Raw genomic sequence first — 12,245 nt, 5'->3', positions numbered from 1 at the left:
CTGTCACAACCTCTTTTCGACCAGCACTTCGACGCGGCGATTGAGCGCCCGGCCTTCACGCGTGGCGTCGTCGGCAACGGGGTCGGTGGCGGCGCGCCCCTCGGAGCGCACGCGCTCGCGCGGCACGCCGTTCTGGACGAGCATGTCGGCAATTGTCGCGGCGCGGGCCTCCGACAGGCGCTGGTTGGTGGAAAGCGGGTTGGTTCTTTGCAGCGGGATGCCGTCGGTATGTCCGACGATGGTGACGTTGCCGATCAGCTCCTGGTTCTCGACGATCACCTTGGCGATTGCCTCGATGAGCGGCTGGAAGCCGTCGGTCAGCTCGGCCCTGGAGGACTGGAAGAGCTCGGGGTTGGAGGCCTGGACGACGAGGCGGGCCAGCGACACGCTTTCGGCGCCCTTGAGCGCCGGGCGCAGGCCCTCGGGCGTGGCTGCCGCGAACTCCGGCAACAGCGCGAAGTCGACGGTCTCGACCGGTGGCGCTTCCGCCTTGGGTGTGGTGCGCAACACCTCGGCGCGGTCGGCCGGTGGAAGCGCACGCACAAGGGCCGAAAGCTGGACGGCCTGGTTGCTCAGCCCCAGCGAGAAGGCGATGTAGATCGCGGTGGCGAGCACGGCAGCGATGACGCCCATCACCCAGATCGGCACGGTGAAGCGCGGCGCCTCGTCGGCGGCAACGACGCCGCGCCAGTTGGGCGACAGCGGCGCGTCTTCGGCATCGGCGTCGCGCAGGAAGCGGGCGGCGGCGACACGCACGGCATTCAGCGACCGGTCGCCCGAGCGGCCGGGTACCCGGTATTTGCCGCGGAAGCCCAGCGCCATGCAGTGATACTGCAGCTCCAGCATTTCCCTATCGCGGTTTGGGTGGCGCTCGAGCTCCTCCAGGCGCGAGAAGAACTGGGCACCTGCATCGACGTCGCCGCGCAGCATGACAACCAGAGGTTGCCGAGGCCAGGCGCTCGAGCCGCCCCACGGCGTGTTCAACGCGAGGTCATCAAGCAGTGCGGCCACCGCCCATGCAGCCTGATCGGCCCGTTCGACCGACGATCCGGCGGCAACGGCGGCGTCGCGACCGCGCACCAGTTCTTCCTGCAGGCGGGTGCGAAGGTGTTCAGGATTCTCGGGCGGCAATGCGTTTTCGAGTTCGGGCGCGAATTCCAGCAAGGCGGAAAACGCATTGACCAATGTGTTCGGATGGGTGCGCGAGCGCTTCAGCGGCGCAGACGAGAACGGCATCGGCATGCGCGGCTGCGGCGTACCCACCATGCGTATCCGGGTACGCTCACGATCCTCCGACAAGCCGAAAGGATCGTCCTGGCTCATCGCGTCACCTGTTCACCGAATAGCAGTCGACCTGCGGCTCGCTCGGCAATACGCCGGAAACGCCGATGACGAATCCGGGTGCGTCGAGGAGGGAGGCCCAGTGCTCGCTTCTCTGATCGAGTTCAAGGCAAAGGCGGTCGCCGTCATAGGGGATTTCGCGCGGCTGCGAATGCAGCGGCTTCAGCGGTATGCCCGGCAGGCGCGACTTCCACAGGCCTTCGAATTCGCTGGCGGCCCCCACCGTCGCCTGGTTGACGAAGATCTTGCGCAGCGCGTCCTCGGACAGCTCGGAGCCGACGCGGATGACGATGCGACTGGCGACGAGCAGCTTGGGGTTGTCGATGCGCACCTTCCAGACATTGGTGGAGTGGCGCATGACCGGCAGCGCCCGCGATTTCGGCTCGACATAACGCAGGCTGAGGATCAGCGAACGCAATGTGTCGGCGAGCGCCGAATAGGCAGGACCTGGGGCCATGTGGTCATAAACAGGCAGTTCGGCGAGACGGCGCGAATTCGAGCCGTAGGTCGCCATCGATCCGGCGAGGCCGGCAAGTTCGAGATAGAGTTCGGCCGGATGGAAGATGTCCTGCGCCAGCATATGCGCCAGGCGTGGTCGCGCCGCATTGGCAAGGTTGAGCATCAGCAGATCTTCGACGCTGCGGCCGGGGCCGCCAAGCACCATCTTGGCATGCGCCTCGGCGATCTGGTCGAGCCCGGTGATGACCTCCTGCAGAAGCTGGGCGTACCAATGGACCGCACCTGTGGCGAGCGTCGGCGGCAGGAAGTTGGCGTCGACGGCAACACCGCCATCGGCGCGCAGGCCGGTGATTTCGGTAATCGGCAATGCCGTGTAGCCGCCGACCGATTTTCCCGGAGCAAGCAACAAGGCCTGCGGACGGGCGATCTCGATCTCTTCGGGGTCCGATCCGCCTTGCACGGCATCGCGAACGGTGACGATGCGGCCGCGGTAGCGCGCACCGCTGGTCTCGGCATGCGCCGGATCGAAGCCGACGCCACCGGGCGGTTCCAATGGTACCGCGATCAACACCGGACCGCCGCCCATGTCGGCGGTGATGGCGAGCGGCTTTGGCGCGTCCATGGTGTCGGGAATGGCAAAGGGCGTGCCGTCGGGATAGATGCCGCGCGCCGAAAGCACGGCGACCTGTCCGGCTTCCAGCTGGGCCGGGTCGAGGGTGAGCGTGCGAAAGCCATAGGTGTGAAGTTGCCCGGCCTGCAGCGCGCCGCGCACCGTCGCCTCGAAGAAGCGGTCCTGTTGCTGGAAGTGCTGGGTCCGAAGGAAAAGCCCTTCGGACCAGAGCACCCTGTTTGCGTCGGTCATGCGGCAACTCTCTGCATCGACAACTCCTGATATGGCTCGGTCAGGCCGAAATGCCTCCGCTGCCGAGCGTCACGGTGATCGTCACCGTCGAACCCGGTGAAACCGACTTCGTCGTCCGCCAGGTGCGACCGGTTGGTTCGCGAACAAGCGCGACGAAGCCGAGCGCGGTCGCCTCCGGCTCGACGGTGATCGTCTTCGATGCCGCCGCACCCGGGCCGACCGAAAGCTGGTCGGAGCCGATGAGATCGCCGGCAAGTGCCGAGCCGGCGTCGCCCTGCAGGGCGAAATAGTCGGCCGAGTTGAACTTGCCCGTGCTCTTCAATCGCATGACCAGAACCGTGACCGGCCTGTCGCCGCCGTCGGGCCCGGGGTTCATGCCGGCTTGACCGCTCACATTGACGGTGACGGTGGACGGTTTCGGTGGCCCGCTTTGGCAGGCGGCCACCAGTCCTGTAGCGCCGAGAGCAATAATGAAGTCGCGCCGGTCGATCATGCGTCACTCCTCTTCATATGCGTTGCGGAAGTCGGCTCCTATTTCGCCCATGAAGCGCGTCTCGGCACTCAGGGCGATCTCACGATGGCGTTTCTTGTAGAGGTCCCAAAGCTTGGCGCTGCGGCCGCCGGCGAGCAGTTTCTCGATCGACGAGCTCGACTTCAGCTCCTCTTCGAGCGCGACGGGATCGAAGCGGTCGATCATGTGGCGCAGCGCGCCTTGCAGGCCGCGCCAGGCGCGAACATGGTGGTGGGCGAGGTCGCGGATCGCATCCGATATGGCCGGCTCTCCGGCGAGAAAACCCGGACTGCGCTCGGCCAGGATGGTTGCCAGCGCATCGTCGACCGTGGGCAGGAACTTAAGCGGATTGACCTCCGAGGAGCCGACGATAGTCTGCTCGATGCGAGCGTTGCCCTTTTCCTCGGCGCGCTTGCGCAACAGCTGCATCAGGCCTTCGAGCATCAGGCGATACTCACGGCCGAATTTTTCCATCTCAGCCAGCGGGTCGCGGTTGGAAGAGGCGTTTTCGCCAAGGCCCATGCCGCGCAGGAAGGCGGCGCGCAGCGCGCTGTCGGACGGTGCGGGCGTAGGAGTTGGCGCGGCTGCAGGTGCTGCCACCACATTTGCCGCGGCCTTCTCCCGCGCACGCAGCGACATCGGCGGCGGGGGCGGTGTGTCCGCTCGGCGGGCAGGCGCGTCCCAGGGCGCAACCGATGCCGGCTGTGCCGGAGCCGGAACTGGGGGCGGAGCGAGAGCGGTTTCGCGCGGGTCTGCATCGACCGCCGGCGGAAGCGGCGTCATAGGCGGAAGGTCGAAACCGTCATCGAATGACGGCGATTGTGTCACGACTGGTTCCGCTTTTGACTTCGGCGTCTCGGCCGAAGCGAGGCCGAAAGGATCGGCAAAGGCTGCCGTGCCGTTCTGGCTGTCGTCGGCATGGCCGTTCACAACGGGTGTCGCCACCGGATCGAGGCTGAACGGATCGTCGAAGGCAGGCGAATTGCGCTCGGAGCCGCCGGCGCGCTCATAGGCGCGGAACGCGCCGGGCTCGGGATGCTCGAACGGGTTGGGCAGATCGGCGGGCCGGGGGCGTTGCGGCTCCTCGTCCGTCTTGATCGAGAAGAAATCGTCGCCGCCGAGACCGACCGGGGCGCGAGATGCGGCAGGCGCCGGTTGCGGCACCGATGTCCTGGACGATGTTGGCTTGAAATGCTGCAGGTGGGCTTCCGTCGGCTGCAGCTCCACCGACACGACATAGTCGCCAAGACGGAGCCGCATGCCATGGCGCAGTTGCGCCGAGTTGCCCGAGCCAAGGGCGCTGCCGGCGTCATCGATGAACAGGCCGCTGCTCGACGTGTCGACGACGACGTAGCCGTCCTGTCCTGATGTGATCTTGCAGTGGGCGCGCGAGACGAACATGTCGGGGTCGTCGATCTGCCAGTCCGCATCGGGACTGCGACCGATCACGAGTTCACCCTGATCCAGCCGGGTCTGGCGCACTGCCTGTGCGCGCGGTCCCTGCTCAAGCGTGAGGAGCAAGCTCATGCCCCGACTCCCGCCATTTCGGGCCGCCAGCCGACGATCGTCCGCAGGCGCATATCCTCAGCATCGCCCCTTTCGGCAGGGGGCGCAAGCCACGCCGTTCGGCCGAGCTGCGCCGCCCCGATGCGGGCCGGCGGCACCTCGTCGCTGGCCAGCACAAGCCTGAGGTCGACGTCGAGCAATTCACCGAGGAGGTCGCTTATGGCGCGCTTGAGGACAGCCAGTCGCCGGCTGCCGGGAAGGAAGGATGAGTAGGTGTTCAAATCGAGCGGGCCGAGGCGCAGCTCGACGCGGTTCTGGCGGCTGAAGCTGCGCGGCCCGATGGTCGCACTTCTGCCCAGGGAGGCGCTGGCCATGCCGAGCCTCGTCTGCAGCGCGGCTGGAACGTCCAGCCATGACGCCACGAACTCCTTGAGCTGGACCTTCACATTGAACACTTCGGCGACGAACAAGGTCAGCCGCTCGGGCCCGTCGACCTGTCCGGCAAGTGCTGCTGCCTGGCGCAACTTGACCGAATCCATGTCCGGGTCCTGGGCGTTGCCGGTTTCGGGCAATCCGATGCCGGCCATTGCCTCCAGCATCGCGCGGATACGCCCGCCGACGGCACGCTCGACCTGCACGCCGGGATGCGCGTCCGCCCAGGCGCGGTAGAACAGGGCGATCATGCGGTGCTGAAGGATATTGACGAACTCGACGAAGGTCGTGTCGCTGGTCTGATGGGCATCCGCACCGGCAAACCAGCGTTGCGACATGCGGTCGAGCACCCACCGCGTGACATGCAGCGGCAGCGGGCCTTCGGGGCCAAGCAGGCCAAGATTGGCGACGGTGACCCGCGCGGCACCCTTGTCGGTGGCGGGCGAAAAATTGACGACGTCCTGGGTCGCGAAGCCCAGACGCACATGCTGGCCGAGGCGCGCCGGCTCGCGGTCCGGCCGGCCGGAGTGACCGAACAGGCGGCCGTCCCGGTTTTCAAGCTGGCGCAGCAGCTCGAAGAAGTCATAGCCCTCGGACAGCGTGTCGGCAGCCGCTAGATCAGGAAGCGGTTGCCGGGCGTCATCGGCCATGGCACGTCCTCCTGCTTCTGGAGCAGCCGCGTGCGGGTGCGCACGAAGCCGTTGATACCGGCGTGGCGGGCGAACAGCCGCGCCAGAAGCGCGGAAAGCAGCAGCGAGCTTTGGCCTGACAGAACCGACTGGTCGATGTGGAGCAGGATCTCGATGCCGCGGCCGAAACACATCGGCCCCGGTATCGCCAGGCGCTCGATCACCGGCTGGGAATCGATGCGGACGATCGAGCGGACATGGCGCGCCAGCCCCGGATCGCCGCGATCGGCATAGAGGTCGAGCAGTGCGTGCAGCGGATCGACGCCGCGCCCTTCCTTGGCAAGGCTGAGGAAGTTGAGCGCGAGTTGCGCCACCAGCCGCCAGGCCAGATCGTCGGCCCGCGATTCAGCGTCGGCCCCGGCAGGCAGGGCGGCGGGAATGGAGGGCTGTGGCGCACGCAACGCACCAAGCAGGCGGACCGCCTCGACCGGGTCGCCGCTCTCCAGCGTCAGCGTCGGATTGTCGTCGAGGATCGGCAGGTCGCGATTGGTGCAGAGAGCGGTGATCTCGATGCGTTTGAGCGGCCGCCCGGCCGGGATGCCTGCCGGGCGGGAGATCGCCAGGAAAACGTCGTCGCCGGTGTAGGAGGTGCGCGTCATGCCCTCGCGCCGTTCGTCTTCGGTGGCGCGCCGTGGACGGCGCTCGATCGAATAGACCCAGCCGCTGCCCCGGTTCTGACCCAGACTGAACAGTGCCGGTATCTCGGCGTCGGGGCCCTGGGCGTCGGCATCCTCGACATGGGTGACGCGGAAGATTTCGAAATCCCGTGGCCGGGTCCGGTCGGCATAAAGCACCTGCCGGGTCTTGCGGGCATCGAGCTCGATGACGTTGCATTCGCGCTCGAACAGATTGATCACCGGTGTGGCGAAAAGCTCGAAGTCGGCTGGCGCGAGGTCGGCGAGTTCAGGTGCTGCCCGCCGCAGCAGGAAGAAGATTTCGAGCCCCGCTTCGGAGCTGCGCACGACCGGCAGCAGACCCTGCACGCGGACATAATGGAAGCGCTCCGGCATCATGAAATATTCGCGCAGCAGCCGGTAGCCTTCGAAGGTCGGACGCGTGCGCGGCATCAAAGCTTCACTGTCGTTGATGCCGATCATCTCGGGCTGTGGCAGCACCGTGAGCTTGCCTGACTTGCCGTTGGGGCGGGCGCCCATTGCCGTGCAGACGCCAAAGATGGTGTCGAACAGCAGCGACGCCTTGGTGCGCCCGGCAAAATGCAGGTCGAGCCGATCGAGCGCCAGTTCGTTGAGCTTGCCCTTGCCGGATCTTGCGATGGTGATGCGCAGCGCCGCCTCGCACACAACACCACTGATCGGCGAGATGCCGGCTGCGGCGAGCGCGCTGCGATCCTGATAGTAGCCGACCGACGCAATCTCGATCGGCCACAAGGTGACGTCCTGGGCGGTCGTGAAGGTGGAGCGCGTCGAAAGGTTGGGCTGCAGGTTGGCGACAAGCCGGGTGCTGCGCTTGACGACGTGGCCCATGTTCATCGTCTGAACCTGCTGGCCCGGCTTCAGCACCGCCATGGTCACCGCGGGCGCCTGCGTCAGCAGGTCGGGATAAAGCACTTCGAGGACGCTGCGCGCGAACCTCGAGCGTTCGGCATCGACCTTGAGCCGGGTGCGTGCGGCGAGGAAGGCGACGCCGTCGAGCAGGCGCTCGACATAAGGGTCGGGGCAGGGCGCGGTGTCGAGCGAGAGGTTGCGTGCGACCGCCGGGTGCATGTCGGCGAATTCCGCAGCAAGCGTGCGGATGTGGGTCAGCTCCTCCTCGTAATACTCCAGGAAGATCCGATCCATTCTATGCCTCGCCGTATTCGGTCCGCGCCAAGCCGTTGTCGAGGTTGATCGTGGTCCGCAGCCGGAGCCGTTCCGGCGTCGGCGTCATGATCAGCACCCCGTCGATTTCGATCTTGATGCCCATGCTCTTGTCGTTGAGGGTGACCGTGACCTTGGTCGCGCTCTCCTTGAGGCGCGGCTCGAAATTGGCCAGGACCGTCTTGATTTCACGGGCCAGTGCGTCCTTGTCGAAGTCGCGGGACGAGCGGCCGGAGAATGAAGGCACGCCGAAGTTGACCACGCTGCGGCGTACTTCCGGGAAGTCGTCGAGTTTCAGCCGGCTTTCGGCAGCCTGCTCATCCTCGACGTCGGACAGCAACGGGACGGCATCGAAACGCTCGGTGTTGAACAGCGCCTCGATGTCGCGGCGAACCGCCTCGCGCAGCACGCGCGCCGACACCACGATGCCCCGGTTTTCGAGTTCGACGCGGTTACGGTTGAGGAAGACCAGCCGGTGCAGACGCTGCTTGTGGTCGGGCGTGAGATCGAGATCGGAATCGATCACACGCGCACTGCCGGTGGCGAGCGCTTCGACACGCTCGCTGCCAAGTTCATTGTCCAGTGCCCGCTGCAGGGCCTCGATTTCAGAGCTTAGTCCAGGCAGGTCGTTCACCAGCCGGTCCCATAGCGATGGCTGTGACGCCTCTCGCCTTGCTTGCTGAACTCCACTGGCCTTCATCATGCAGCACCAGGGCGTCTATGCGGCACGTCACAAGCCGGTTGCAACGCTCATCTCTTGCGTATGGTCGGTGTCGTAGACCAGCTCGATCGTCTTGTAGGCGAACTGCACGAAGTCCTCGAGCGTGTCGCTGTTGGTCGTGCTGGCACCGAAGCCATAAGAAACGACGGATGCTTCCTTCATGGTGATGACGAAGTAGTCGCTCGTCTCGCCGTCGATCGTGCGGCGGCAGGAAACCACCACTTCGTCGAACTGCTTGTTCTCGTGGCAGGCCTTGGCAAGGTAGGGTGACGACATGTCGACATCCTTGGAACAACTCACCGTGCCCAGCGCGACACGACCCTTGCGGGAAAGCGAATTGGGATCGAATGGGGCCACCATGTTGAAGGCGACGTTGAATATCTCGATCTCTTCGTCATGACCATCGCGGGTGCTCGGACCCTTGATGTCGGGAACCTTCAGGAAGCCGTCGATCTTGGTAGCTTTTCTCAGATCGTCATCCGATGCCATTGTCTCTCTCCGTTACTGGACAGTTCAGGACTTGACCGAAGGCAGCTCCGACACCAGCCGGAGCGAAGCGTTAATTCCTTCCAACTGGTAGTGCGGGCGAAGGTAGAAGCGCGCGTTGTAGTAGCCGGGACGTCCCTCGACGCTGTCGACCTGGACCTCGGCCGCAGCGAGCGGGCGTTTGGCACGGGCCTTGTCGTCGGCGAAGGCCGGATTGGCGAGCACGTAGCGGTTGATCCACTCCGTCAGCCATATCTGCATGTCGGCACGTTCCTTGAACGAGCCGACCTTGTCGCGCGCGATCGCCTTGAGATAGTGGGCAAAACGCGAGACCGGGAACAGATAGGGCAGGTTGGCGCTGAGGCGCTCGTTGGACTGCGCGTCGGGATCGACGAGCCGTCCCGCACGGGTTTCATCGTCCTGCAGCGAATGGGCGCCGATGAAGGCGGCAAGATCCGTGTTCTTGCGATGCAGGATCGGCATCAGTCCGAGCTTGGCCAGTTCCGCCTCGCGACGGTCGTCGATGGCGACTTCGGTCGGGCACTTCATCGCGATCGAGCCGTCGTCGGTCGGGAAGCTGTGCACCGGCAGGTTGATCACCGTGCCGCCGTTCTCGACGCCCCGGATCTGGGTGCCCCAGCCGAACAGCTTGTGGCTGCGGTTGATGTTGACGCCCATCGGGAAGGCGGCGTTCATCCAGACATATTTGTGGTGGTCGCCCTGGACCTCCTCCTCGAAGGCAAAACCCTTCACCGGCACGGTGTCGGCACCATAAGGCAGCCGGGCCAGGACGCGCGGCATGGCAAGGCCGATGTAGCGGGCATCCTCGCTCTCGCGCAGCGACTGCCACGAGGCATAGGCCGGATTGGAGACGATCTGCTGCAGGTCCTGCGGATTGGGCAGTTCCTGCCAGCTGTCCATGCGGAACAGGCGCGGCGAGGCGGCGGCGATGAACGGCGTATGCGCCGAGGCGCAGACGCCCGAAATGTTGCGCAGGAGGCCGACGTCGCGCGGGTGGTTGGAGAACTCGTAGGCGCCGATCAGGCAGCCGAAGGGTTCGCCGCCGAACATCGAATATTCGTCGGTATAGACCTTCTTGAACACCGGGCTCTGGTCCCACATCTGGCCTTCATAGTCTTCCAGCGTGTCGGCCAGCTGCTCCTTGGAGATGTTCATCACCCGGATCTTCAGCTTCTGGTCGGTCTCGGTGTTGTTGACGAGATACCAGAGGCCGCGCCATGTGCCCTCCATCTCGCGCACTTCCGGTGCGTGCAGGATCTCGTTGAGCTGGACCGTCAGCATCTTGTCGATGCCAGCGATCAGCGACTTGATCGACTTGATCGCGTTCGACGAGATGGTGGTCGTCTCGGAGCGCGACTGGGCGGCGAGCGCGAGATTGCGCACGAGCTGCTGCAGCTTCTCGCTGTCGTCTTTCTTGACCTTGAAATCCTTTTCCAGCAGGTCGCTGAATTCTCCGAGGTCGATGGCCTCCGCCTCGGCGACCGTTGGGCTCTTCTGCTGCTCGGCCATGGCTCTACTCCTCGACCTTGTCGCTGTCGGAGAGCGCCTGGCTGGCGATCTGGCCGAGCAGAGGCTCGTTGTTCAGCAGTTGCGCGATGCGCTTCTCGGCATCGGCGCGACCGTCCATGAAGCCCAGAAGCTCTTCCAGCTGACGGCGCATCTTGAGGATCTCGGCGAGCTGCGGCACCTGCTCGGCGATCTTGTCGGGAGCGAAATCGCCCATCTTGGAGAAGGTCAGGTCGATTGCCAGCTCTTCTTCCCGTTCGGCACCCTCGGCCTGGGGCAAAGTGTTCTTCACACGCGCCTTCACCCGCGGTCCAAGCGCTTCCATGAAGCGCGGGAACCTGTTGGCGTCGGTCTCGACGAAGGTGCGGTCGAGCACCGTCTTCTGCGCCTCCTTGGTTTGCGACGACCCTGCGAGATCGGCCATCACGCCCATCACGAAAGGCAATTCAATCGTCGTCGGGCTGCCGTAGGTCTCGACGTCATAGGCGATCTGCACGCGCGGCGCGCGATTTCGCTCGATGACCTTTGCTTTGCTTTCGGCTGGCATGCTTGGCTACCTTTCATCCTTCTGAGGCGTCTTCTTGTCAGTCACGCCGGCGAGGAGCCGGAACTCCTTGAGCCCCGAGGGGGCGAGATCTTCCATCAGCTCGACGAAATCCATATGCACCATGCGGCGCACGCGCCGGGCGAGGTGCGGGATCGGGCTCGACGGTTCGGTGCGGTCGTAGAAGGCGACGACGAGATCGAGGCATTTGACGACGTCGTCACGCGAAGTCAGGCGTTCGGGGAGGGCCATTGTCGGTCCAGCATGGTTGGCCACCGGCTCTGGCGCGTGGCCGTTGGGCTGTGCGGCCGCCGGTGCCGAGGCCGCCATCTCGGGCACTGTTGCCGCGTTGGGCGCCGGCCGCGCGGCGGCGCCGCGCTCGATCGTGGTCAGCATCCGGTCGAGAAACTTCCTGAGCTCCGGGACAGCCGGTCCGGTGCTTTCCAGGCGCTTGTTGAGCGCGCTGTCGAGGGCAGCAAGGGCTGCGCCCGCCGCGCGCGCATCGGCAACCAATTGCTCCAGGGCAGCGGCAGCCTGATCGGCCTGGGCCGCGCAGGCGCTGCGCAGGCGGGCCAACAGTTGCTCGTGCTTGGTCGACAGGGCCGCACGTTCGGCGGCGTTCAGCCCCTGTGCCGCTTCCTGCAGCATGACACGATCGTCGAGCGCACCTTGTTCGAGCTCGCGCCCGGTAACCGGGCCGAAGCCGCGCGGCGCGAAGAACACCATCTTCCTGAGGTCGTGGAGCAGACCAGGCTCCTGGCCGTTCTGCAGGTCGAGGACGGCGTTGACGCGGCGCAGTGCTGCATCGCGCGGTGGCGCGTTGGGCCGCAAAGCGGGGTGCATCGTGTCCCAATGCGCGTCGAAGGTCCGCGCGATCAGCATCAGCCCTTCGGCAAGGCCGGCCAGTCCGCGGGAATTGGCCAAGGCGCGGGTGACCAGCGTCAGCAGGCGCAGGTCGCGACCGTGGGTGCGCAGTTCGTCGGCTTTTTCGAGGACGTCATCCCAGTCGACCGGAATGCTCACTTCGGCCGAGGGCCGGTTGCGCTCGTCATGGACGACATCGGATTGCGGGACGGCGAGGCGCTCGAGATCATGGAAGCGCGGATCATTGCGCAAATCTTCCCCCGACGGGTTTTCACCGTTCAAAGGGTTGAGCCAAAGAGCAAGATCAACCACGCACCCCCCCACGCCATACTCAGGTCGGAAGTAGCCGGTATTCCACTCGATTTCAGTTTTAGCACAGTTCAGGCGCCGCTCAAAGTTGGACGCGTCTAGCCCTTAAGCGTTAGTCACCACGGCCGCGCGAATTGTTATAGTCGTTCGGTGGCGGGTGCGCGGATACAGTCCGCC

Annotated in this window: 10 protein-coding genes and 1 pseudogene; all 11 read right to left on the bottom strand. The window is 65.3% G+C overall.

What is annotated here, in order from left to right:
* Window positions 1-3: 3 nt before the first annotated feature.
* Window positions 4-1,323, bottom strand: a complete 1,320-nt coding sequence (icmH, locus tag HNQ95_RS12135; protein ID WP_067962046.1) for a type IVB secretion system protein IcmH/DotU — start codon at window positions 1,321-1,323, stop codon at window positions 4-6.
* Window positions 1,324-1,327: 4 nt separating this feature from the next.
* Entirely contained in the window at window positions 1,328-2,662 is a 1,335-nt protein-coding gene (tssK, locus tag HNQ95_RS12130; RefSeq protein ID WP_182574159.1) for a type VI secretion system baseplate subunit TssK, read from the bottom strand.
* 40 nt (window positions 2,663-2,702) lie between these two features.
* Window positions 2,703-3,155: a type VI secretion system lipoprotein TssJ gene (gene tssJ, locus HNQ95_RS12125; protein ID WP_067962042.1), complete on the bottom strand. Its 453-nt coding sequence runs from the start codon at window positions 3,153-3,155 to the stop codon at window positions 2,703-2,705.
* Window positions 3,156-3,158: 3 nt separating this feature from the next.
* A complete protein-coding gene (tagH, locus tag HNQ95_RS12120; protein ID WP_067962040.1) occupies window positions 3,159-4,700 on the bottom strand; it encodes a type VI secretion system-associated FHA domain protein TagH in 1,542 nt (513 codons plus the stop codon).
* Entirely contained in the window at window positions 4,697-5,761 is a 1,065-nt protein-coding gene (gene tssG, locus HNQ95_RS12115) for a type VI secretion system baseplate subunit TssG (protein WP_067962038.1), read from the bottom strand. The genes tagH and tssG overlap by 4 nt, the downstream gene beginning before the upstream one ends.
* Window positions 5,725-7,599, bottom strand: a complete 1,875-nt coding sequence (tssF, locus tag HNQ95_RS12110) for a type VI secretion system baseplate subunit TssF (protein ID WP_182574158.1) — start codon at window positions 7,597-7,599, stop codon at window positions 5,725-5,727. Before tssF ends, tssG begins: the two co-directional genes overlap by 37 nt.
* A gap of 1 nt (window position 7,600) precedes the next feature.
* A pseudogene (gene tssE, locus HNQ95_RS12105) lies at window positions 7,601-8,346 on the bottom strand (type VI secretion system baseplate subunit TssE).
* Window position 8,347: 1 nt separating this feature from the next.
* Complete coding sequence (locus tag HNQ95_RS12100) at window positions 8,348-8,827, bottom strand: Hcp family type VI secretion system effector (protein ID WP_067962033.1); 480 nt, start codon at window positions 8,825-8,827, stop codon at window positions 8,348-8,350.
* A 24-nt stretch (window positions 8,828-8,851) separates the two neighbouring features.
* A complete protein-coding gene (gene tssC, locus HNQ95_RS12095; RefSeq protein ID WP_154386506.1) occupies window positions 8,852-10,354 on the bottom strand; it encodes a type VI secretion system contractile sheath large subunit in 1,503 nt (500 codons plus the stop codon).
* Between the two features lie 4 nt (window positions 10,355-10,358).
* Window positions 10,359-10,898 (bottom strand): type VI secretion system contractile sheath small subunit, encoded by a 540-nt coding sequence (tssB, locus tag HNQ95_RS12090; RefSeq protein WP_067962030.1) that lies wholly within the window; start codon window positions 10,896-10,898, stop codon window positions 10,359-10,361.
* Window positions 10,899-10,904: 6 nt separating this feature from the next.
* A complete protein-coding gene (gene tssA / locus HNQ95_RS12085; RefSeq protein WP_182574157.1) occupies window positions 10,905-12,071 on the bottom strand; it encodes a type VI secretion system protein TssA in 1,167 nt (388 codons plus the stop codon).
* Window positions 12,072-12,245: the final 174 nt, after the last annotated feature.

It is taken from the genome of Aminobacter ciceronei (assembly GCF_014138625.1).
Lineage (GTDB): Bacteria > Pseudomonadota > Alphaproteobacteria > Rhizobiales > Rhizobiaceae > Aminobacter > Aminobacter ciceronei.
This window is presented reverse-complemented; position numbering and strand designations above follow the sequence as displayed.